Genomic DNA, 21039 nt, shown 5'->3' on the forward strand with positions numbered 1-21039 from the left:
AGTCTCTTCCGCCAGCTATTCCCTCTGGTTATATTTGAAAGCACGTCGCCCCACTGGCTTCGAGGAGAACCGCATGTCAGCCATGAACTTTGAGCGCCTGAAGATGCGCCACCTGCAATGCCTGGTCATGGTGGCGCAGGAGCGCAACCTGGTGCGCGCGGCCGAGGCGCTGTCACTCACGCAGCCGGCGGTGTCGAAGACGGTGGCCGAGCTCGAAGAGATCGTGGGCCGCCAGTTGCTGCTGCGCCGCCGCCGCGGCGTGGAGCTCACGCCGGCCGCCGAGGTGCTGGTGCGCCATGCGGTGTCGGCGCTGCGCGGCCTGCGCGAAGGCCTGGGCCTGGCCATGGACCAGCCTGAGGCCGACCAGCTGCGCGTGGCGGTCGGCGCCTTGCCCAACATGGCGGCGCACCTGCTGCCCGAAGCCGTCGCGCGGCTGCATGCGGCGCACCCGGCGATGCGCGTGCGCGTGGTGAGCGGCACCAACGCGCAGCTCATGACGCAGCTGCGCCAGGGCGAAATCGACCTCGTGCTCGGCCGGCTGGCGCAGGCCTCGGCCATGGCCGACCTGGCCTTCGAGCAGCTGTACAGCGAGGTGTTGCTGCTGGTGGTGCGCCCCGGCCATCCGCTGGCGTCGCGGCGCAAGCCCACGCTCGACGCGCTGGCCGCCTACCCGCTGGTGCTGCCGGTGTCGGGCACGCTGATCCGGCACACGGCCGACGCCTTCCTCATCGCGCAGGGGCTGGCGCTGCCGGCGCGGCTGGTGGAGGCCACCGACACCAGCTTTGCGGTGGGCCTGCTGCAGCGCTCCGACGCGGTGTGGTTTGCGCCGCAGGGCGCAGTGGAAGGCTTCGTGGCGCGCGGCGAACTCAAGCGCGTGGCCATCGACACGGCAAGCACCGAAGGCCCGGTGGGCGTGACCGTGCGGCGCGGCGCCGAGACGGGCGAGGGCGCGCGCCTGCTGCTGGACACCATCCGGGGCATTGCGGCCACGCGCGCTGCCTGAAGGGTTTCTTCAGGGTTCCTTCAGAATAGATCGAGCGCTCGGTCTAATAATTCGGGCATGACCGAATTCCGCGAGAACCACCGTGCGCAAAGTTGACCCCGAACGCCAGCAGGCCAAGCGCCGCCAGATCCTGGAGGCCGCGGGCGACTGCTTTGCGCGGCGCGGCTTCCATGCCACCACCACCGCCGAGATCTGCGCCGCCGCGGGCATGAGCCCGGGCAATCTCTTTCATTACTTCCCCAGCAAGAACGCGATCATCGAGGCCCTGGCCGAGGAGGAGTGGCGCGACACGGCCGCGTACTTCGCCGCGATCGACGACGACCCGGCCGACCCGCTGGAGGTGGTGCTGTCTTTCCTCGACGTGGTGATGGTCTTTGCCTCCGACCGCAGCTACTCGCGGCTGGCGCTGGAGGTGGCTGCCGAAACCTTGCGCAACCCCGTGGTCTGCGCCAGCGTGGCCGCGGGCGACACCGAAATGCGCGACGGCCTCGCGGCCCTGCTGCGCAAGGCCGCGGCGCGCGGGCAGATCGACCCCGAGCTCGACCCCGTGCAATCGGCCAACTGGATCGCCGCGCTCATCGACGGCGTGTTCTCGCGCCTGGCGCTCGACACGGGCTTCGACCCCGCGCGCGAGGCCCCGATGCTGCGGCGCGTGGTGGGCCGCTTTCTCGCGAAGCCGGGGCGGGGCGCATGAACCACACCCCCGTTGCAGTCGAGCGCCAGTCGCTCGTCGATGCGTTGCGCGGCTTTGCGCTCTTGGGCATCCTGGTCGTGAACATCGCGGCCTTTGCCTCGCCGTACTACGGCCAGCCGCTGCCCGACCCGATGATGCGTTCGGGGCTGGACCGCGTGGCGGCCTTTGCCGTCGCGTTCTTGTTCGAGACCAAGTTCTACCTGCTGTTCTCGTTCCTGTTCGGCTACAGCTTCACGCTGCAGATGCAGTCGGCGCAGCGCAGCGGCAAGCCCTTCGTGCCGCGCCTGGCGCGCCGGCTGGTGGCACTGTGGTGCATCGGCGCGCTGCATGCGGTGCTGCTGTTCCATGGCGACATCCTCACGACCTACGCGGTGCTCGGCGCCGTGCTGCTGGCGCTGCGTCACCAGAGCGACGCCGTGCTGGCGCGCTGGGCACTGCGGCTGGTGCTGGCGACCGCGATGGTGTGGGGTGCCATCGGCATGCTCGCGATGCTGGGCGGCCCGGCGACCGAAGACGTTCTTCGCACCGCGAGGGCCGATGCGGCCTCGGCACTCGCGGCCTACCGCGGCACGGCCGCGACGGTCATCCGCCAGCACCTGCGCGAGCTGTCGCAGGTGTGGATCGTGCTCGGGCTGGTGCAGGCGCCGATGGCGCTGGCGATGTTCTTCGCGGGCGTCATCGAGGGCCGTCGAAACCTGTTCGCGCGGGCCGACCGCTACCGCCCGCTGTTCAAGCGCCTGCTGGTGCCCGGGCTGGTGCTGGGGTTGCCGGGCGCGGCCGTGTATGCGTGGACCGCGTCCGTCGTGCCGGGCTCGCGCTGGGACGTGCTCGGCCTGGCGGTCGGCGTCTTCACCTCGCCGCTGCTCACGGCGACGTATGTGGGCGCGATGATGTTGCTGTTCCAGTCGCGCTGGGGCGGCTGGCTGGCGCAGGCGCTGGCACCGGCGGGGCGCATGGCGCTGTCGAATTACCTGCTGCAGTCGGCGGTGTGCGCGTGGCTCTTCCTGGCGTATGGGCTGCGGCTCATCGGCGAGCTCGGGCCGTTCATGAGCCTGATGGTCGCCTTCGGCATCTTCGGTGCGCAGATGCTGGTCAGCCGCTGGTGGCTGGCACGCTTTGCGTACGGCCCGGTGGAGTGGGTGCTGCGTGCCTTCACCAACCTCGAATGGCCCGCCCTGCGGCGTATGCAACGGTCACGTTGAACGACGAGAATGCCCTCGTTCCAACGAGGAGGATGCGCCGATGAGTTCCATGGAAGACGTGTGGGCCTACCGCGAAGAGACGCTCTACCCGCGCCTGTTCGGCCCCGAGCGCACCGGCATCTACGTGCTGGACTTCGACGACTTCAAGGCGCTGGGCGCCGAAGACGTCGACCCGCGCTGGCTGCACCTGGGCGTGTTCGAGTTCGCGCCCACGCCCGTGCGCAACACCTGGCTGTACGTGACCTCGGGCGGCTCCACGCCCTGGGAAACGGAGCCGGCCGACTACGACCCCGAGGACTATTCGTGGATCGGCTCCGAGCTGGTCATCGAGGTGCCGTCGCAGCCGCAGGACCAATGGGCCATCAAGCTGCTGCGCCGCCTGCTCGCCTACAACGTGCTGCTCGCGCACTCGCACTTCGGTGAAGACAAGCAGCCCTTCGACTACGGCGACCGCATTCCCGTCGGTGAAGCGATCCGCGAGAAGGGCACCGTGGCCCTGCGCCATGTGGTGCTGATGGAGCCGAAGCACTACCCCGCGACGGCGCAGCTCGATTCGGGCCGCTTCGACTTCCTGCACCTCGTCGGCATCAACGATTCCGAACGCGACTGGGCCAAGGCCCACAGCTCCGAGGCGCTGCTGCGCCTGCTCGAAGTGCATGGCGGCGCGCCCGTGACCGACGCGCGGCGCAAGGCGGTCGTTTGAGCCGCGCGAAGGGCGCGGCCACCGTCGGCGGTGCCGAGCGTTCGCACGGGCGAGCGCTCGAGCTGGCCGAGTCGCTCGGCGCGATGGGCCCCATCGAGGTCAAGCGCTTCTTCGGCGGCTTCGGCCTCGTGCAGGCCGGCGTGCAGTTCGCCTTCGTGATGAAGGGCACGCTGTACCTGCGCGTGGACGACGCCACCCGGCCGGAATTCGAGCGACTGGGCGCGGTGCCGTTCTCGTACGCGACCAGCGCCTCGACCGTGAAGGTCGCGAGCTACTACGAGGCGCCGGTCGATGCGCTCGAAGACCCGCACGCCTTGCGCGAGTGGGCGACGAAGGCGCTGGCGAGCGCGCTGGGTGCGCGCAAGCCCGCGCGCCGCAAGCCGGCCAGTTGATTCGTCAACGCGACAACAGCGTTGACAGCTGAAACACCGCAAAGCCCAGCAGCAGCGCGCCCGACAGCTTGTTGATGCCCTGCAGCACGCGCGCGCCGAGCTTGTGCCGCACCATCGACACGATGCTCGACAGCCCCAGCCACCACAGCGCCGAGCCGAGGAACACCCCAGCCACCATCGTGAGCGCCGCACCGCTGCCGCTGCCCACGTGGCCGCTGCCGAGCGAGGCGAACACCGCGACGAACGACAGGATCGTCATCGGGTTGGCCAGCGTGAGCACGAACACCGACAGCAGCGCTTTCACCGGCGTGGCCGCGTCTTCCGCGGCCCGGGCCTGCGTGGCGACTGGCGCGCGCAGCAGCTGCACGCCCATCCACGCGAGAAAGGCCGCGCCGCCGAGCGCCAGCGGCACGCGCGCCGCGACCATCGTCGACACCACGGCCGACACGCCGAACGCGCCGATGGCGCCGTAGCAGGCGTCGGCCAGTGCGGCGCCGAGGCCGCTGAGGAAGCCGATGGTGCGGCCGTGCGCAAGCGTGCGCTGGATGCACAGCAGGCCGATGGGGCCCACGGGTGCGGCGATCGACAGCCCGATGACAAGGGCCTTGAGAAAGAGAGCGAAGTCCATGCCGTCGATTGTTCGGCGAGGCCTGCAGGACGAGAATGATGAAATTCAGGCGCGCGGCATGCCTTGCCTGAAATCGGAAGCGAAATTCTCAATCGGGCCTGAAATCCATGGAAATCGACGCCAAGAACTGGCAGCTCCTCGACGTGCTGCAGCAGGACGCGCGCACCTCGCTCACGGCGCTCGCGCGGCAGGTGGCGCTGTCGGTGCCTTCCACCTCCGAGCGCGTGAAGCGCCTTGAAGAAGCCGGCGTCATCGAGGGCTACCGCGCCGTGGTGCCGCCGCGCAAGGCAGGCTACACCGTCACCGCGCTGGTCGGCATCACCACCGCGCAACCCGACAAGGCCCGGCTGCTGAAGCTGCTCGGCAGCCGGCGCGAAGTGCTCGAGTGTTTTCACGTCACGGGGCAGGACTCGTACGTGCTGAAGGTGGTCGCGCGCGACATCGAACACCTCGAATCCTTCGTGAGCAGCATCAACCACCTGGGCGAGACGCGCACCTCGATCGTGATGTCGGTGCCGATCGCGGCGCGCGCGGTGGCGGCACCGGCGGGCACCGTGCCTGACTGAGGCGCGCTTCTCTCGCCCCAAAAAAATGGTCCGCACAAAGGCGGACCGAATGGACCCGCCTGACGGGCTCCTGGAGAAACGGAACATCCGCGGGCGCAGGGCCGCCCGCGGTCATTCACTCACTTGCTTGCTTCTTTGCGCGTGACAGTCTTCCCTGATCAGAACGAGTGGCGCAGCCCGACGTCGTAGCCCGTCGAGGTCTTGGGCACGAACACCCCGGTGTTCACGAAGGCAGGGCCACCGACCGTGAGCGCCGCGCCGTTCTTGTTGCTGATGCGCGCGACGGTGGCGTACAGGGCGGTGCGCTTGGACAGGTTGTGGATGTAGCCGATGGCCAGTTTGTTGGCCTTGGGGTCGGCGACCGACGGCGTGAACGGCAGGTTGACGGCGTTGAGGTCGTACTTGACCTGCGAGTACGAGGCGCGGATCAGGCCGGGGCCGACCGGCGCGGTCACGCCGATCAGGTAGCCCGTGAGGTCGACGTCCGGCGCGCCACCGGCCAGCGGCGTGACCGCGTAATCGCGCGTTTTCTTGATTCGTGACAATTCGCCGAACAGCTTGACCACGCCGAAATCGTAGGAGCTGCCGAGATTGAAGGTCTTGACGTTGTCGGTGGTGCCCGCATAGAAATTGTCGGCCGCCGTGCTGTTGCCATACGACACGGCCACGTCGAACGGGCCATTGGCATAACCGATACGACCGCCCAGATAACGGCCTGCGCGCGATGCGGCCGAATTGCCCGAATTGAGCGCGCCCGCCGCATTGACGCCGGGCGGCGTTGCCGTTCCGGGGTTGTATTTGGTGTTTTCATGCAGCGCGTACATGAATTGGCCATAAAAGCCGCCGAGGTTCTTCGGCAGGAAATAGCCGATCGAATTGCTGGCGCGGTTGTAATTGAGGTCGCCCCCGAACCCGCCCGAGCCGCCGCCGGCATTCGTGTTGGCGGCGGTGAAGATCAGGCTGCGGCCCACGCCGACGATGCCGAAGGGGTCGAACACGATGTCGTTCCAGGCCGTCGGCACGTAGTCGCGGCCCAGGCGCAATTCACCGAAACCGCCCGACAGGCTGACCGTGGAACGGCGCTGGAAGGTGGTGATGCCGGTCTTGCCATCGTCGGGGCTGATCGGCGCCTCGAGCCAGAAGCTGGCCGCAAGCCCGCCGCCCAGGTCCTCGGTGCCGCGAAAGCCGAGCCGGCTCGTGGAATAGCCGCCCGAACTCAGCGCGGTCTGGCTCGCAGTGCGCGTGCCCTGGTTCACGTAGAACGGGTTGAACAGCGTGGCGCCGTTCATGTCCTGCGATTTCGACGAGTAATTGCTGATGCCCGTGTCCACCACGCCAAACAGCGTGACGGAAGACTGTGCATTGGCGAACCCGACACCGAACAGTGCGGCAGCGGTGAGGAATTGTCTTTTCATTTTTGCCCTTGAATTGAATATGAAATTCATCGCTCCCACGCACTGCGTTGGAGCTCCGGTTCGGCATGCGGAAATAAATTCAATTGATTTCTTCTGCCTTCCGCATGGTTCATGCGTCTGGGCAAATCATATCGATCGATTGCGACAGGAAAAGACCGAAACCGACTTTTTCAATTACGTTTTCCGTGCAGCCGGGTTACGAATTGGAAAGCTCCGCTTGCCGCTTGCAGAGAATTGATGAATTGGTCTTCATCCTGTCGTTTTTGTAATTGAACCGTTCGCGCGGCGACGGTCCGAATTTCTAGCGTGTCGGCATGGCGAAGCAAAACCGCCATCGCCGAAGCGGGTGGTCCTCTTCGGCGTTCAACGAAGGAGATGACACATGACGAACAGGAAGATGGCCTTTGCGCTGGCGGCGATGGCCGCCGCAGCGCTCCCGCTGATGGCCGGCGCACAAACCAGCCAGCAGCACGTCGAGGGGCCGGCGCATTTCGCGGCGACCGAAGCCGGCATCAAGGAGCACCCTGAAAACGCCGGCCCGGGCAAGACCGACGCCCAGGTGGTGGCCGAACTGCGCGCCGCGCAGCAAAGCCCCGAGTGGGCCGGCGTGCTGCGCTGGGGCGCACCGATCCCCGTGAAGGCCACGCAACCGCGCACGCGCGCCGAGGTGGTGGCCGAACTGGAGCGCGCGCAGTCGCAACCGGGCTGGGAGCGCGCCTCGCGGCTGGGCGCGCCGATGGTGTTGCCGGCGGCGGCGCCTGCGCGGTAGGGGGCCGAAAGGCGGCGCCGGTCTGTAGACGATCGGCGCCGCTGCCTTGGTTGATGTCTTCGACCAAGGCGCGAAAAGCTTCCAGGCCTCTTAGGGCAGCTTGGCCCGCAAGTTGTCGAGGCGGGTGGGCGGGAGCTGAATGGAGCCTTCGTCGTAGGACGTGTCGGAGGTGTCGTAGATCAACCACCCGTCGTCCGTCCAACTGAGCGCGACGCCGTGCTCCCTGTAGGTGCGTTCAGCGAGCAGCGTCGGGTCGCCGGTGCGGTAGAGCCTCAGAAGGATCGTTCGACCTCTGGTGAAGGCAGTCTTCGCCGTGTAAGACACACCTTGGACGGTGGCAACGTCGACGCGCCACCTGTACGGATGCTCGCCAGCACGCGCCCGGTCCTGCACGTCGACGCAATAGTTGACGGACCAAAGAACGACCGCGATGCAAAGAACCCACCGCAGAGCGCGGGTCCCTCGGCGCAGCATGGCACGGATGTCGGGCATCACAAGGCAACCCTGATCGGGGTGTCGAGCTTCATCGTGACTGCGTCGGTATAAATGATGAAGTCACCTCCCTGGTTGTGCGTGCGTTGCCAAGCGCGAAAGTCAGAATTCTTGACCGGATACAGCACTGCATCCTTGGCATGCACATCGCCTTGTGCCACGGGGTAGTCGAGCCACCCGATGTTCGCCATTGCTGCGGTCTGGTGGGCTGGCACGATCGCCACGTGGCTGGGGCTCCAATGTCCGAGGTATTGCGACGCTCTGCCTTTATCGTCTGTGAAGGTGAAGTTGTCTTTCACGTACACGGAGATGTGGGTCACGACAGCCGATTTGTTCTTGTGCTCGAAGTAAGCGTGAGAGATCGCTGCATAGAGATTGAAGGAGCCCAGGGCGCAAGTCAGGTCGTCTGGAACGCCGTCATTGGAGATCGACTGCGTGAGGAACTGCGTCAACTTCTGGCTCAGGGTTCCTTCAACAGGTGCTTTCTGGATCTGAAACTCCTTGTGAAAGCGCACGATATCGCCTTGGCATTCCAGCCAAGGTCGAATGTCCTGTCGGTTGCGGAACGGACGCAGCACTTTGGCAATCTCCCGTTGCGCGGCCACTGTCTCGAGCTGAGACATCAGATAGTCCACTCCCTTTCTTGCCCTCGCAAACTTCAGCACCCAGTCCATCTTGATGGAAGTGGTGTCGATCATTGCCGGCGGATAGGGCACGCCGTTTTGGTTGATGCCGTCGCGCTCGTCGTCCGGCGTGGGCGGATAGTTCAACGCCCCCGCAAACCACTTGTCCATCAAGTCCGCCCCGACCGGCGCGCCGATCTTGCGCATCGCGCCGGGGATGTCCTGGATGTCGAACGGCGGGACGGTCTGGACAGGCTTCGCTTTTTCTTTCGGAGGAGGCGGGGGCGCAGGCGGTGAGTTCAGCCAGTGCCGCACGCTGCCTACAGCATTCGACGCTGCCTCTGCAGCGTGGATCGCTCCGCGTACCGTGTTGACATAGGGGTCTTGCTTGGCGGTCCTCCGTGCAGGCACCTCCACCGATTTCCGCGCGGCGGGGGCTGCTGCAGGCCGGCCCCGCACGGGTGGGGGCGACCGGCTTGTGGAAAGCGCGATGTCCTCGCGACAGATCTCGCCGGTCTGCGGCGACCAGGAGCGCATGAAATTGTTCGACTTGCGAAAGTCGATCTTCTCGCCTGCTAGCGATGGCATCGTCTGGATCCTCCCTGCAGCCTTCGAGCGCTGATGTGCGTCGTTTCGGCAGACAGGGATGGTCGATGCATGACGCCTCTTTCGGCGCTTTCCGGCTCGCGGAGAAAAGTCCTTTTCGTGGAATCCGATCGACTTTCGGTATGCGGTGCGACGCTGCCGTCGCCGACTCTCAGCGACGTATTCCCGGCCGCTTGGTCTCTCAGCCCGCCGCCGCGCCGTGCATCACCGCCGGCTGCCCCATCGCCGGATCGTTGCCCTCGAAGCGCATCTTCGGCAGGAACTGCGGGTACTCGCGCTGCATGAAGTCGATGACGCCTTCGCGCACGTGGCAGCGCAGGTCGAAGGCCAGGCCAGAGGTCGCTGCGGTGCAGAGCACGCGGACCTGCATGGTGCGTTCGGTGGCGTCGGTCACGCGCAGGTTGAAGAAGCGGCCGTCCCACTCGGGCGCGGCCTTCACGAGGCGCTCGACCTCGGCGCGCAGCGGCGCCAGCGGCGTGCCGTAGTCCAGGTAGAAGAAGACCGAGCCGAGCAGTTCGGCCGAGTGGCGCGTCCAGTTCTGGAACGGCTTCTCGATGAAATAGGTGAGCGGCAGGATGAGGCGCCGGTCGTCCCAGATGCGCACGACCACGAAGGTGCCGGTGATTTCCTCGACCCGGCCCCATTCGCCCTCGACCACGAGCACGTCGTCGATGCGGATCGGCTGCGACAGCGCGATCTGCAAGCCCGCGATGAGGTTGCTGAAGACGGGCTTGGCCGCCAGGCCGGCCACGATGCCGATCACGCCGGCCGAGGCCAGCAGGCTGGCGCCGACCTGGCGCGCGCCGGGGAAGGTCATGAGCATCATGGCGCCGCCGGCCACGACGACGACCGACATGGCGGTGCGCGCGAGCACACGGGTCTGCGTGAGCACGCGGCGTGCCTGCAGGTTGTCGGAGATGTCCGAAGGGTGCTGCGCGAGCACGCCGTCGGCGAAGCCGCTGATGGCCTTGAGCACGAACCAGGTGCTGGCCGCGATGAGCAGCAGCCCCGTGAGATGCCGCACGCTGCCGATGAAGCGCAGGTCGTCCGGCGCCGCCTGCCACACCATCATGAGCGCCGCCAGCGGCAGCACCAGCCGCGCGGGGGCGGTGCAGTTGAGCACCATCGCATGCACGGCGGGCGCCGGGCGGGTGATCCGCCTGAGGACCATGCCCCCGATGCGGTGGGCGAGAAGGGCGAGGGGCGCGGCGATCAGGGCGGCAATCCAGGTGCCGAACCAGGGGTGTGCGAGGAGCTCTTGGGTCATCAGGCGGGGGTGGTCTTTGCTTCTGGGGTGGTGTCGTTCAGTGGTTGAAGAATGCGCGCTGCGTCGTCGCGCAGCTGCGTGGCGAGCGCCGTGGCCAGGTCGAGCCGGCGCACCAGCCAGGGGCTGATGTCGTTGTCGAACGGGTCAGGCAAGGGAATGGGGCCGCCGACGGTGGTGGCACCCGTGCTCTCGGGGTGAGAGGGCCCTGCGATCGGAATGGTTCCCAGGGCGGCCTCGATGCGTTGCGCGGTGCGCACGAGCGGGCCTTCGATGTCGCCCGGCGTGAGGCGGTCGCGCCGCAGCACGAGCATCGACTTCACGGCGCTGAGCTGCGCGAGCAGCTGGTAGCTGTGGGCCTGCAGATGCTCCAGCGGCTCCAGCGGCGGCTGCACGGCGCGCGGTTCGGAGAGCGAACGCTGCGTGGCCTGCACGAGCGCGGAGAGGCTGTCGTAGGCCTCGCGGCGCGCGAGCCGCCATTCGAGCTCGGGGCTGCTCTGGATGGCCTGCAGCTGGCCCAGGCCGAGCGCGAGCCGCGCATGGCGCGCTTGCGCGGTGAGCACGCGCGCCACCAGCGCCGGGATCTGCGTGCGCTCCCACGAGGGCAGCACGTAGCAGAAGCCCCAGGCCAGCGCGGCGCCGATGAGCGTGTCGGCGATGCGCTCGAACAGCGCGAAGATGGGCGCGGTGCCGGTGTTCAGCATGTGGGCCTGCAGCAGGCCCAGCACGGTCGCGGCCACGGCGGTGACGAGGTAGCGCCGCACCGCGAAGCTGTGGGCAATGGCCTGCGCGATGGTCACGGTCACGAGCAGCATCAGCGGCGACGGGTGCGCCGACAGCAGGCCCACCGCGAGCACGCAGCCCAGCAGCGTGCCGGCGACGCGGCTGTTGCGCCGCTCCAGGGTCTGCGAGAGGCTGCCGCGCAGCACGACCACGATGGTCAGCAATATCCAGTAGTCGTGCGAACCCCAGGGCATCGACACGGCGATGCCGTAGCCGGCCGCGATGGCCAGCGCCGCGCGAATGGCGTGGCGCAGCGGCGGTGCGTCCCAGCGCCACAGTGCGAGGAAGGGGCGCAGCGACCAGTCGGTCGGGCTCACGAAGAGCTGCCAGTTGGCGCGCACCACGGCCAGGTTGGGCTCGGCGTCGCCGCGCGCCATGGCCGCCAGGCGCAGCACCTCGTCGTTGATGTGGCCGATGCGGCTGGCCAGCCCGCGCGCGAGCATGGCGGCCGAGGGGCCCATCTGGCCGTGCGTGTCTTCGTCGTCCGCCGTCACATGGATCGCGGCCAGGCGCGGCCGGCGGTCGGCCACGGCGGCGGGGTGGCGGCGCATGAGCAGCGCATCGGCCAGGCCGGTCGTTTCGTCGGCCAGCTCTTCGAGGATGCGGCGCATCTCGACCAGCGCCTGCGCGTGCGACGGATGGGCGCGCAGGGCGTCGAGGTCGAGTTCGCTGGCGAGCAGCTGGTCGCGCATCTCGAGCACGATGACGAGCATGCCGGCCAGGCGCTGGCGGCGCGGCGTGCGCGGCGACTCGAGCACGATGTCGCGCGTGGCCTGCAGCTGGTCGGCCAGCGCGGCCTGCTCGCGCAGCAGCTGGCCCAGCAGCGAGGCGGGGGTGTCGCGGATGTCGCGGGTCTCGTCCTGCGGCGTGAACTGGCTGGCCTCGGTGCGCATGAGCGCGGCCAGCGAAAACAGCACGTCGGCGATCGACTGGGTGCGAAAGCGCCCGTTGAGCAGCAGGTTGGCGAGCGTGGCCCACACCACGTACAGGCCGGCGCCCAGGCCGAACTCGGTGGTGCGCGCGATGGCGTCGGACAGCCCGGCGGGCGCTGGCGTGGCCATGGAGAAGACCATCGAGAACATCACCGCGATGGCGATGGGAATGCCGCGCTTGCCCCAGGCCATGGCCACGAAGGCCATGAAGGTGGCGGGCACCAGCAGCATCCCGAGGCGGATCGGTGCGCCGTGCAGCATCTGCACCGCGAAGAACAGCGGCAGGCCGATGAGCGGCGCCGGCAGCATCTGCAAAAACTTGCCGCGGCGCGGGCCGGGCAGGTCGGGCGGCGCCGTGACGATCACGCCGGTGGCGGCGGCCGAGGCGGCCAGGGTGCCCAGCCACAGGTGCACCCCGCCCGAGATCACGAGCAGGCCGAGCGCGACGGTGAGCCCGCTCGCGACGTAGTGGCTCAGCGCAATGCGCAACGCCGCACGAACCCGCGCGGCGGCGCCCGGCCCCGTCATCACTTGGCGGAGGCGTCGCCCTCGGCGGGCGCCTCGCGCTTGATGCGGGTGAGCTTGCGCGGGGCGGCCGGCGCGGCGGGGGCTGCGGCGGCCGGGGTTTCGGCGCTGCCGTCGAGCGGGGCGGCCGTGGCTTCGGTCACGGTGCTGCGGGCGTACAGGTCGACCGAGGCGTCGGCGGGGCTCGACCTGGTCGAGGCCGACACGGCGCGCACGCGGTCGCTGGCGCGCAGCTTGTCGTCCACGTTGGCGAACTTGGAGTACTTGGCGAGCAGCGGCACCAGCTGGCCGTACACGCGCGGGGCGCCGGCCAGGCATTCGCGCTGGTCGAGGAACTCGGGCTCGCCGGTGAAGTTGCCGATGAGGCCACCGGCCTCGGTCACCAGCAGCGAGCCGGCGGCCACGTCCCAGGGGTTCAGGCCGGTTTCGAAGAAGCCGTCGGTGAAGCCCGCGGCCACGTAGGCCAGGTCGAGCGCGGCGGCGCCGGGGCGGCGCAGGCCGGCCATGCGGGGCATCATGTCCGCCATGATGGCCAGGTACTGCTTGAAGTTGTCGCCGGTGCGGAACGGGAAGCCGGTGGAAATGAGGCACTCGCTGAGCTTCACGCGCTTGGACACGCGGATGCGGCGCTCGTTCATGTAGGCGCCGCGGCCCTTGGTGGCCGTGAACAGGTCGTTGCGCGACGGGTCGAAGACGACCGCCTGCTCGATCTTGCCGCGCACCGACAGCGCGATCGACACGCAGTAGACCGGGAAGCCGTGGATGAAGTTGGTGGTGCCGTCGAGCGGATCGATGATCCAGACGAATTCGGAGTCTTTGGCGCCGTATTCGGTGCCCGATTCTTCGGCCAGGATGCCGTGCCCCGGGTATGCGCCCAGCAAGGTCTCGATGATGACCTTCTCGCTGGCGTGATCGACTTCGGTGACGAAGTCGTTGACCTGCTTCTGGGAGATGCGCACGGCCTCGACGTCGAGGGCGGCGCGATTGATGATGGCGCCGGCGGCGCGTGCGGCCTTGACGGCCACATTGAGCATGGGATGCAGGTTGGGGGACGACATTCTGGATTGTGAGAAGAACGGGTGGGAGAGGTCCCCAAGAATGCAATCTGGGCGACCCTGCGGTCCGGCGATGCGGGCGGCGAGAATCGGGCATTTTACCGGCTCAGCCCGTTTGTGTCTTCCCCACCCGTCATGCGCACCCGTTTCATCCTCATCCAGACCAGCCACGCCGGCAATGTGGGCGCCGCCGCCCGCGCCATGAAGACCATGGGTTTCGACGACCTGGTGCTGGTCGCGCCGCGCTGGGCCAACGTGCTGCGGCGCGAGGAAACCATCCAGCGCGCCAGCGGCGCCCTGGACGTGCTGAACAACGCCCGCATCGTCGAAACGTTGGACGAAGCCCTCGACGGCGTGACCCACCTGTGCGCCACGGCCATGATCCCGCGCGACTTCGGCCCGCCCACACGCACGCCGCGCGAGCACCTGGAACCGCTGGGCAAGCAGGGCGACCAGCACGTGGCCTTCCTGTTCGGCTCCGAGCGCTTCGGCATGCGCAACGAGGACGTCTACCGCTGCAACGTGGCCCTGAGCATCCCGACCGACCCGAAGTTCGGCTCGCTCAACCTGGGCGCGGCGATCCAGGTGGTGGCCTACGAATGGCGTCTGGCGCTGGGCGGCTACGGCGTGCGCGAGGCCATCGCCCCGGTGCAGGCGGCCGACGCGCAGGCCGTGGCCGGCATGCTCGACCACTGGGAACGCTCGCTGGTGGACATCGGCTTTCTCGACCCGGCGGCGCCCAAGAAGCTCATGCCGCGGCTGCAGCAGCTGTTCAACCGCGCGCAGCCCACGCCCGAGGAAATCCACATCCTGCGCGGCATCGCCAAGGCCATGAGCGATGCCACCCGCGGCCCGCGCGGCAGCTGAACCGTCACAAAACCCCATCGCGCGTAAGCGAAGACGCCCGGCTTTAGACTGCCCGGCCCCTATCGATATAACGACAACAAAGGCAGCGATGTTCTCTCGACTGCGCGCCGACATCCGGTGCATCCTCGAACGCGACCCGGCCGCCCGCAGCGCCTGGGAAGTGATCACGGTCTACCCCGGCTTCCATGCCGTGGTGCTGCATCGCTGGGCGCACGCCTGTTGGACCCACGGTTTCAAGTGGCCGGCCCGCTTCATCGCGCACTGCGCGCGCGCGTTCACGGGCATCGAGATCCACCCGGCCGCCAAGATCGGCGAGCGCGTGTTCTTCGACCACGCCATGGGCGTGGTGGTCGGCGAAACCGCCGAGATCGGCGACGGCTGCACCATCTACCAGGGCGTGACCTTGGGCGGCACCTCGCTCTACAAGGGCACCAAGCGCCACCCGACGCTGGGAAAGAACGTGGTGGTGAGCGCGGGCGCCAAGGTGCTGGGCGGCTTCGTCGTGGGCGACGGCGCCAAGATCGGCTCCAACGCGGTGGTCATCAAGCCGGTGCCGGCCGGGGCGACCGCGGTGGGCATTCCGGCGCGCATCATTCCGTCGAAAGAGGGCGAGAGCGCCGACGTGGCCGCGCCGCAGAAGTTCTCGGCCTACGGCATCACGCAGGACGACGACCCGCTGAGCCAGGCCATGCGCGGCCTGATCGACAACGCCTCGAGCCAGGAGCACCAGATCGCGCTCCTGTGGCAGGCCATCGAGAAGCTGTCGGCGCAGCCGGGCACCAAGGACTGCGTGCCGGGCGACGCGGCGCGCGGCGAGTCGTTCGAGGCCGACAAGCTGACGCAGCTGATCGGCAAGTAAGAGCCGATCGACCGGCGCTTCAGCCGGCCCGCTTGCCCGGCGCGTGCAGCGTGCCGTGCACGTGCCCCGCGTGCTGGCCGAAGGTCTCGGGTGCGAGCGCGGCCGTGTCCAGCTCCTGCAGGATGCCGCAGGCGCTCGCCGATTCGGGGCCGCCGCACTGCAGGCGCAGCGCCTTCAACTGTTTTTCGAGCGTCTTCAGCTCGGCGATGCGCGAGGCCACGTGGCCGATGTGGTCGTCCAGCAGCTGGTTCACCTCGCCGCAGTCGTCCTGCGGCGCATCGCGGAATTTCAGCAGGCTGCGGATCTCGTCGAGCGTCATGTCCAGCGAGCGGCAGCGGCGGATGAAGCCCAGGCGCTGGGCATGCTCGTCGTCGTAGATGCGGTAGTTGCCGTCGGTGCGCGCGGGCGCGGGCAGCAGCTGCTCGCGCTCGTAGTACCGGATGGTTTCGACCGGCGTGTTCGTGGCCTTGGCCAGTTCACCGATTTTCATGATGCGGCATCTCAAGGAAGTGGCAATCAACGGTTGACTCTACACCTGCTTCAGGGTTTCCAATGAATGCATGACGAATCAGAACACCCTGAATCAGCCGGTGCCGCGTGCAGCGCCGCATGACCACGACCATGACCACGACCATGACCACGGGCACAGCCATGGACATGATCACGGGCATGACCATTCGCACGATCACGCCCCCGCCGCGCCGGCAACGGCCTGCTGCGGCAGCGCGGTGTGCGGCAGTGCCCCGGCATCGGCCGAGCCGGCCGATCTGCCGAAGGGCGCCGTGCTGTTTCGCATTCCCACCATGGACTGCGCGGTGGAAGAGTCCGAAATCCGCCGCGCCCTCGAGCCCGTTGCGGGCGTGAAGGCCCTGCGCTTTCGCCTGAGCGAACGCACGCTGGCCCTCACGACCGAAGACGGCGCGCTGCCCGCCGCGCTCGACGCCATCCGCCAGGCCGGCTTCAAGCCCGAGCCGGTGGCGTCGTCGACGGGGCAGAAGGCCGAGCCCGCGCACTTCGCCGGCATGTCGACCGGGCTGGCGCGCCTCGTGGCCGCGCTGGTGCTGGCCATCGCGGCCGAGACCGTGTCCTTCCTCGCGCTCGACGGCGTCGGCTTCATGGCCGCCGAAATGGGCCTCGCGCTCGCGGCCATCGCGCTGGCCGGCCTGGACACCTACAAGAAGGGCTTCGCCGCGCTGGTGCGCGGGCGCCTCAACATCAATGCGCTGATGGCCGTCGCCGTCACGGGCGCCTTCATCATCGGCCAGTGGCCCGAGGCCGCGATGGTGATGGCGCTGTACGCCATCGCCGAGCTCATCGAGGCCCGCGCCGTCGACCGCGCGCGCAACGCCATCCAGAGCCTGCTCGCGCTCGCGCCCGAGCAGGCCGAGGTGCGGCAGCCCGACGGCAGCTGGCAGACCGTGCGCGCCGACGCGGTGGCGCTCGATGCCGTGGCCCGCATCCGCCCCGGCGAGCGCGTGCCGCTGGACGGCGTGGTGCTCGAAGGCACCAGCGCCATCGACCAGGCGCCGGTCACGGGCGAGAGCATTCCGGTCGACAAGGCCGCGGGCGATGCGGTGTTTGCCGGCACCATCAACCAGACCGGCGCGCTGGTGTTCCGCGTGACGGCCGTCGCGGCCAACACCACGCTCGCGCGCATCATCCACGCGGTCGAAGAGGCGCAGGGTTCGCGCGCGCCCACGCAGCGCTTCGTCGACAAGTTCGCCGCCATCTACACGCCCACCGTCTTCGTGCTGGCGCTGGCCATCGCGGTGCTCACGCCGTGGCTGCTGGACTGGACCTGGGTGCAGGCCGTCTACAAGGCGCTGGTGCTGCTGGTCATCGCCTGCCCGTGCGCGCTGGTCATCTCCACGCCGGTGACGGTCGTGAGCGCGCTGGCCTCGGCCGCGCGGCGCGGCATCCTCATCAAGGGCGGCACCTACCTCGAGGAGGCGCGCAAGCTCAAGGCCGTGGCGCTCGACAAGACCGGCACCATCACCGAGGGCAAGCCCAAGCTGGTCGAGTCGGTGCTGATCGACAAGGCTGCGGGTGACGAGGGCGCGGTGTACGCACTGGCCGCCAACATCGCGGGCCGTTCCGATCACCCGGTGTCGAAGGCCATCGCCCAGGGTCTGGGCGGCGCAGTCGAAGAGGTCGGCGACTTCACCGCGCTGCCCGGACGCGGCGTGCAGGCCACGCACGCCGGCCAGACCTACGTGCTGGGCAACCACCGGCTGATCGAGGAGCGCGGCCTGTGCTCCCCGGCACTGGAAGCCGAGCTGAAGCGGCACGAAGAAGCCGGTCGCACCGTGACGCTGCTCGCATCGGACACCTCGGTGCTGGCGCTGTTCGCGGTGGCCGACACCATCAAGCCCTCGTCGCAGGCCGCCGTGGCCGAGCTGCGCGCACTCGGCGTGACGCCCGTGATGCTCACCGGCGACAACACCGCCACCGCGAAGACCATCGGCGCGCACGCCGGCATCGACGACGTGCGAGGCAACCTGTTGCCCGAAGAAAAGTTGGGCGCCATCCAGGCCCTGCAGCAGCGCTACGGCGCCGTTGCGATGACCGGCGACGGCATCAACGACGCCCCCGCGCTCGCCAAGGCCGACATCGGCTTCGCCATGGGCGGCGCCGGCACCGACACCGCGATGGAAGCGGCCGACGTGGTCATCATGAACGACGACCTGCGCCGCATCCCCGAGACCATCCGCCTGTCGCGCCGCTCGCATGCCGTGCTGTGGCAGAACATCACCCTCGCACTCGGCATCAAGGGCGTGTTCTTCGTGCTCGCGGTGTTCGGCAGCGCGACCATGTGGATGGCGGTGTTCGCCGACATGGGGGCGAGCCTGCTGGTGGTGGCGAACGGGCTGCGGCTGATGCGCATGCCCAAGGAGTGAGTGGGGGCGGGGCTCGAGCGAGGGGCCCCGGGGCGCGTGGCGCCGGCGGCGATGGCACTAACATCGGCCGCTGTTCCCGCTTTCACCGCGACCCCGCCATGTCCGTCACCACCCTCCTGCTGCAACTCGTCGTCATCCTCACCACCGCGCGCCTGTGCGGCTGGGTGCTGCGCCATGTGGGGCAGCCGAGCGTGGTGGGGGAGATGGCGGCGGGGTTGATGCTCGGGCCGGCGGTCATGGGGCTGCTGTTCCCGTCGCTGCACGCGCAGCTGTTCGCCAAGGAGTCGCTGCAGGGGCTGTCGTCGCTGGCGACGGTGGGGCTGGTGCTGTTCATGTTCGTGGTGGGCCTGGAGCTGCGGGCCACGCGCAACATGCGCGCGCAGCTGCAGGCGGCCGGTGCGGTGGGCGTGCTCAGCGTGCTGGTGCCGCTGGTGCTGGGCCTGGCGATCTCGCCGGCGCTGCATCCCACGCTCGCGCCGGCCGGCGTGGGTTTCTGGCCCTTCGCGCTGTTCATGGCGGCGGCGCTGTCGATCACGGCCTTCCCGGTGATGGCGCGCATCCTGAAAGACCGCGGCATGACGCGCACGCCCTTCGGCCAGCTCTCGCTGAGCGCCGCGGCGGTGGTCGACGTGTTCGCGTGGATCCTGCTGGCCTTCGTGGTCGCGCTGGTGGGCACCAGCGACGGCTACGCGGGCCTGATCAAGATCACGGTCGGCGTGGTGGTGATGCTCACGGTGCTGTTCCTCGGGCTGAAGCCGGCCTTTGCGTGGCTGTTGCGCGTGAAGGCGCCCGACGGCGAGCCGTCGACCACGCTGATGGCCGCGCTCATGATCGGCCTGCTGGTCACGGCGCTGCTGACCGAGTGGCTGCACCTGCACGCGGTGTTCGGCGCCTTCCTGTTCGGCGCCTGCCTGCCGCGCGACGACCGCCTGCTGCGCTCGCTGAGCGAGCGCATCGAGCCGATCTCCATCGTGGTGCTGATGCCGCTGTTCTTCGCGCTCGCGGGGCTGGGCACCACGGCCAACGCGTTCTCGGGCGCCAGCCTGGGCGCGATGCTGCTGATCGTGGGCGTGGCCACCGTGGGCAAGATCGCGGGCGGCGCGGCCGGCGCGCGCATTGCTGGCTACAGCTGGCGCGACAGCCTGGCCACCGGCTCGCTCATGAACGCGCGCGGGCTGATGGAGCTCATCGTCATCAAGATCGGCCTGGACGTCGGCCTGATCGGCCCCGAGCTCTTCACGATGCTGCTGGTGATGGCGCTGGCCACCACCGCGATGACCGGGCCGCTGATGACGCTGTGCGTCGGCCGCAAGCCGAAGCCCGCCGAGACGGCGGTGCACGCCGAGCCCTGAACCCCTTCAGCCGCTGCGGCGCACGCTGAACCCGATGCGCGTCTCGCCGCCCTGGCTCGACGCGAACACCTGCCCGCCGTGCATGCGCGCGATCGCCTCGACGATCGACAGGCCCAGCCCGTGGTGGCGCGTGGAGCCGTCGCGCGCCTGGGCCGCGCGGTAGAAGCGCTCGAACAGGCGCGGCAGGGCCTCGGGGTCGATCGGCGCGCCGCGGTTGATCACGGCGATGGTGTCGTGTTCTCCGCCAGGGGCGGCCGCGATCTCGATGCGCAGCGTCGAGGCCGGTTCGGCAAAGCGGATCGCGTTGCCCAACAGGTTGAAGAGGGCGCGCCGGATCAGCCCCGCGTCCACCTCGGCCACGGCCTCGCCGTGCACCTCGGCACGCAGGCCGGCCTCGTCGAGCATGGCGTCGTAGAAGTCGATCACGTCGCGCGCCTGCTCCGCCAGGCTCACCGGGGCCATCGAGCGCGCCGAGGTGCCGCGGTCGGCCTTCGAAAGAAACAGCATGTCGGTCACGATGCCCGACAGCCGCCCCATCTCCTCGAGGTTGGAGGCCAGCACGGCCTGCAGCTCCTCGTTGCTGCGCGGGCGCGTGAGCGCCACCTCGGTCGAGCCCAGCAGGTTGGCCAGCGGCGTGCGCAGCTCGTGCGCCACGTCGGCGTTGAACGACTCCAGCTGCACGTAGGCGCGCTGCACCCGTGCCAGCAGCGCGTTGAACTGCGTGATCCAGGGCCGCAGCTCCTGCGCGAAGGCGCCGGGGTCGATCGACTGGTGGACGTGGTCGGGCGTGATGGCCGCGGTGCGCTCGGCCAGCGCCTTCAGCGGCCGCAGCCCGCGTCGCACCAGCCACATGCCGGTGAGCGACACCAGCGCCGTGCCCAGCACCACCGCGCCCAGCAGGGTCCAGGCCAGGCGTTCGAGCAGCCGGGAGTCCTGCGCGATGTTCACGCCGACCTGCACCGACAGGTCGGTGTGGAAGTCGCCGTTCTGCCAGGGCACGACGATGGCGCGCCGCAGCCAGCGGCCCTGCGGCGGCGGCGTGGACTGGAACAGCGGCTTGCCGGCGTTGGCGATCGACAGGGTCACGTCGTCCTGCATCGAGAAGAAGTCGTCGAGCTTGTGCCGCAGAAAGACGAGGTCGCCGCCTTTCTCGGCCTCCTTGAGCAGGTGCTCGACGAGCACCGTCTTCTGGTCGAGCGCGTCGCGCTGCTTGGCGCCGAAGCTCCAGGCGGTCACGAGGTAGATCGCCAGGCAGATGATGCTCAGGCCGGACAGCGTCTGCGCGGCGAACCAGAACGAGAGCCGGCTCTGTATTGAATGTGGTCTTGTCTTCATTCGCGACATACCGCGGAACCGGCTTTGCCGGGCCGCTGGTATGGCCCCCTGCAAGGGGGTTGGCGGCCACACGAAGT

General features: G+C 68.7%; 20 protein-coding genes. 11 read left to right on the forward strand and 9 right to left on the reverse strand.

Annotation, left to right across the window (positions count from 1 at the left end; translation table 11 throughout):
* The first annotated feature begins 73 nt into the window (after positions 1-73).
* The 5 genes from pcaQ to AC07O4_RS30555 all read left to right on the forward strand — a co-directional run bounded on the left by pcaQ (position 74) and on the right by AC07O4_RS30555 (position 3994).
* The gene (pcaQ, locus tag AC07O4_RS30535; protein ID WP_159270974.1) at positions 74-1003 is read left to right on the forward strand and encodes a pca operon transcription factor PcaQ; all 930 of its coding nucleotides are present in this window, start codon (positions 74-76) and stop codon (positions 1001-1003) included.
* Between the two features lie 82 nt (positions 1004-1085).
* On the forward strand, positions 1086-1697 hold the full coding sequence (locus AC07O4_RS30540) for a TetR/AcrR family transcriptional regulator (protein WP_307638635.1): 612 nt from the start codon (positions 1086-1088) through the stop codon (positions 1695-1697).
* A complete protein-coding gene (locus AC07O4_RS30545; protein WP_447745929.1) occupies positions 1694-2899 on the forward strand; it encodes a DUF418 domain-containing protein in 1206 nt (401 codons plus the stop codon). Before AC07O4_RS30540 ends, AC07O4_RS30545 begins: the two co-directional genes overlap by 4 nt.
* A gap of 40 nt (positions 2900-2939) precedes the next feature.
* The gene (locus AC07O4_RS30550; RefSeq protein WP_307589002.1) at positions 2940-3602 is read left to right on the forward strand and encodes a suppressor of fused domain protein; all 663 of its coding nucleotides are present in this window, start codon (positions 2940-2942) and stop codon (positions 3600-3602) included.
* Complete coding sequence (locus AC07O4_RS30555; protein WP_495306483.1) at positions 3599-3994, forward strand: TfoX/Sxy family protein; 396 nt, start codon at positions 3599-3601, stop codon at positions 3992-3994. Before AC07O4_RS30550 ends, AC07O4_RS30555 begins: the two co-directional genes overlap by 4 nt.
* Positions 3995-3998: 4 nt before the next feature.
* On the opposite strand, the gene AC07O4_RS30560 is transcribed toward AC07O4_RS30555, so the two are convergent.
* Entirely contained in the window at positions 3999-4622 is a 624-nt protein-coding gene (locus AC07O4_RS30560; RefSeq protein ID WP_495306484.1) for a LysE/ArgO family amino acid transporter, read from the reverse strand.
* Between the two features lie 107 nt (positions 4623-4729).
* Here AC07O4_RS30560 and AC07O4_RS30565 point away from each other — a divergent pair, with 107 nt between their 5' ends.
* Entirely contained in the window at positions 4730-5188 is a 459-nt protein-coding gene (locus AC07O4_RS30565; protein ID WP_495306485.1) for an Lrp/AsnC family transcriptional regulator, read from the forward strand.
* A 158-nt stretch (positions 5189-5346) separates the two neighbouring features.
* Here AC07O4_RS30565 and AC07O4_RS30570 read toward each other — a convergent pair whose 3' ends face one another.
* Complete coding sequence (locus AC07O4_RS30570) at positions 5347-6603, reverse strand: porin (RefSeq protein WP_495306486.1); 1257 nt, start codon at positions 6601-6603, stop codon at positions 5347-5349.
* A 382-nt stretch (positions 6604-6985) separates the two neighbouring features.
* Here AC07O4_RS30570 and AC07O4_RS30575 point away from each other — a divergent pair, with 382 nt between their 5' ends.
* Complete coding sequence (locus tag AC07O4_RS30575) at positions 6986-7372, forward strand: hypothetical protein (protein ID WP_062479149.1); 387 nt, start codon at positions 6986-6988, stop codon at positions 7370-7372.
* 90 nt (positions 7373-7462) lie between these two features.
* On the opposite strand, the gene AC07O4_RS30580 is transcribed toward AC07O4_RS30575, so the two are convergent.
* From AC07O4_RS30580 to AC07O4_RS30600, 5 genes are all read right to left on the reverse strand, one after another.
* Positions 7463-7864 carry a hypothetical protein gene (locus AC07O4_RS30580; protein WP_495306487.1) on the reverse strand — a complete coding sequence of 134 codons (402 nt, stop codon included), beginning with the start codon at positions 7862-7864 and terminating at the stop codon, positions 7463-7465.
* Positions 7864-9075, reverse strand: a complete 1212-nt coding sequence (locus AC07O4_RS30585) for a DUF6402 family protein (RefSeq protein ID WP_495306488.1) — start codon at positions 9073-9075, stop codon at positions 7864-7866. The genes AC07O4_RS30580 and AC07O4_RS30585 overlap by 1 nt, the downstream gene beginning before the upstream one ends.
* 199 nt (positions 9076-9274) lie before the next feature.
* Complete coding sequence (locus AC07O4_RS30590; RefSeq protein ID WP_495306489.1) at positions 9275-10360, reverse strand: mechanosensitive ion channel family protein; 1086 nt, start codon at positions 10358-10360, stop codon at positions 9275-9277.
* Positions 10360-12600 (reverse strand): FUSC family protein, encoded by a 2241-nt coding sequence (locus AC07O4_RS30595; RefSeq protein WP_495306490.1) that lies wholly within the window; start codon positions 12598-12600, stop codon positions 10360-10362. Before AC07O4_RS30595 ends, AC07O4_RS30590 begins: the two co-directional genes overlap by 1 nt.
* Positions 12600-13655, reverse strand: a complete 1056-nt coding sequence (locus AC07O4_RS30600; RefSeq protein WP_139706900.1) for an inositol monophosphatase family protein — start codon at positions 13653-13655, stop codon at positions 12600-12602. Before AC07O4_RS30600 ends, AC07O4_RS30595 begins: the two co-directional genes overlap by 1 nt.
* A 132-nt stretch (positions 13656-13787) precedes the next feature.
* Between AC07O4_RS30600 and AC07O4_RS30605 the strand changes: the two genes are divergently transcribed.
* On the forward strand, positions 13788-14519 hold the full coding sequence (locus AC07O4_RS30605; RefSeq protein ID WP_095949130.1) for an RNA methyltransferase: 732 nt from the start codon (positions 13788-13790) through the stop codon (positions 14517-14519).
* Positions 14491-15378, forward strand: coding sequence for a serine O-acetyltransferase (cysE, locus tag AC07O4_RS30610; RefSeq protein ID WP_263281350.1), 888 nt, complete (start codon positions 14491-14493; stop codon positions 15376-15378). The genes AC07O4_RS30605 and cysE overlap by 29 nt, the downstream gene beginning before the upstream one ends.
* Before the next feature lie 19 nt (positions 15379-15397).
* Here cysE and cadR read toward each other — a convergent pair whose 3' ends face one another.
* Positions 15398-15868: a Cd(II)/Pb(II)-responsive transcriptional regulator gene (cadR, locus tag AC07O4_RS30615; protein ID WP_139706896.1), complete on the reverse strand. Its 471-nt coding sequence runs from the start codon at positions 15866-15868 to the stop codon at positions 15398-15400.
* Between the two features lie 70 nt (positions 15869-15938).
* On the opposite strand from cadR, the gene AC07O4_RS30620 reads away from it, so the two are divergent.
* Both AC07O4_RS30620 and AC07O4_RS30625 read left to right on the forward strand, forming a co-directional pair.
* The gene (locus AC07O4_RS30620) at positions 15939-18275 is read left to right on the forward strand and encodes a heavy metal translocating P-type ATPase (protein ID WP_495306491.1); all 2337 of its coding nucleotides are present in this window, start codon (positions 15939-15941) and stop codon (positions 18273-18275) included.
* A 98-nt stretch (positions 18276-18373) separates the two neighbouring features.
* On the forward strand, positions 18374-19627 hold the full coding sequence (locus tag AC07O4_RS30625) for a cation:proton antiporter (RefSeq protein ID WP_495306492.1): 1254 nt from the start codon (positions 18374-18376) through the stop codon (positions 19625-19627).
* A gap of 6 nt (positions 19628-19633) precedes the next feature.
* Here the strand turns inward: AC07O4_RS30625 and AC07O4_RS30630 are convergent, their stop codons facing one another.
* On the reverse strand, positions 19634-20962 hold the full coding sequence (locus tag AC07O4_RS30630) for a heavy metal sensor histidine kinase (RefSeq protein WP_495306493.1): 1329 nt from the start codon (positions 20960-20962) through the stop codon (positions 19634-19636).
* Positions 20963-21039 lie beyond the last annotated feature (77 nt).

The sequence above is a fragment of the Variovorax sp. GW821-FHT09D04 genome, assembly GCF_059416405.1.

Excerpts from the sequence above, each read along its gene's own strand:
- AC07O4_RS30620 (WP_495306491.1), top strand. The coding sequence starts at position 15,939 with ATGACGAATCAGAACACCCTGAATCAGCCGGTGCCGCGTGCAGCGCCG.
- AC07O4_RS30590 (WP_495306489.1), bottom strand. The coding sequence starts at position 10,360 with ATGACCCAAGAGCTCCTCGCACACCCCTGGTTCGGCACCTGGATTGCC.
- AC07O4_RS30580 (WP_495306487.1), bottom strand. The coding sequence starts at position 7,864 with ATGCCCGACATCCGTGCCATGCTGCGCCGAGGGACCCGCGCTCTGCGG.
- AC07O4_RS30625 (WP_495306492.1), top strand. The coding sequence starts at position 18,374 with ATGTCCGTCACCACCCTCCTGCTGCAACTCGTCGTCATCCTCACCACC.
- AC07O4_RS30550 (WP_307589002.1), top strand. The coding sequence starts at position 2,940 with ATGAGTTCCATGGAAGACGTGTGGGCCTACCGCGAAGAGACGCTCTAC.
- AC07O4_RS30595 (WP_495306490.1), bottom strand. The coding sequence starts at position 12,600 with ATGACGGGGCCGGGCGCCGCCGCGCGGGTTCGTGCGGCGTTGCGCATT.
- AC07O4_RS30630 (WP_495306493.1), bottom strand. The coding sequence starts at position 20,962 with ATGAAGACAAGACCACATTCAATACAGAGCCGGCTCTCGTTCTGGTTC.
- AC07O4_RS30560 (WP_495306484.1), bottom strand. The coding sequence starts at position 4,622 with ATGGACTTCGCTCTCTTTCTCAAGGCCCTTGTCATCGGGCTGTCGATC.
- AC07O4_RS30600 (WP_139706900.1), bottom strand. The coding sequence starts at position 13,655 with ATGTCGTCCCCCAACCTGCATCCCATGCTCAATGTGGCCGTCAAGGCC.
- AC07O4_RS30605 (WP_095949130.1), top strand. The coding sequence starts at position 13,788 with ATGCGCACCCGTTTCATCCTCATCCAGACCAGCCACGCCGGCAATGTG.
- AC07O4_RS30545 (WP_447745929.1), top strand. The coding sequence starts at position 1,694 with ATGAACCACACCCCCGTTGCAGTCGAGCGCCAGTCGCTCGTCGATGCG.
- cysE (WP_263281350.1), top strand. The coding sequence starts at position 14,491 with ATGCCACCCGCGGCCCGCGCGGCAGCTGAACCGTCACAAAACCCCATC.
- pcaQ (WP_159270974.1), top strand. The coding sequence starts at position 74 with ATGTCAGCCATGAACTTTGAGCGCCTGAAGATGCGCCACCTGCAATGC.
- AC07O4_RS30565 (WP_495306485.1), top strand. The coding sequence starts at position 4,730 with ATGGAAATCGACGCCAAGAACTGGCAGCTCCTCGACGTGCTGCAGCAG.
- AC07O4_RS30585 (WP_495306488.1), bottom strand. The coding sequence starts at position 9,075 with ATGCCATCGCTAGCAGGCGAGAAGATCGACTTTCGCAAGTCGAACAAT.
- cadR (WP_139706896.1), bottom strand. The coding sequence starts at position 15,868 with ATGAAAATCGGTGAACTGGCCAAGGCCACGAACACGCCGGTCGAAACC.
- AC07O4_RS30575 (WP_062479149.1), top strand. The coding sequence starts at position 6,986 with ATGACGAACAGGAAGATGGCCTTTGCGCTGGCGGCGATGGCCGCCGCA.
- AC07O4_RS30570 (WP_495306486.1), bottom strand. The coding sequence starts at position 6,603 with ATGAAAAGACAATTCCTCACCGCTGCCGCACTGTTCGGTGTCGGGTTC.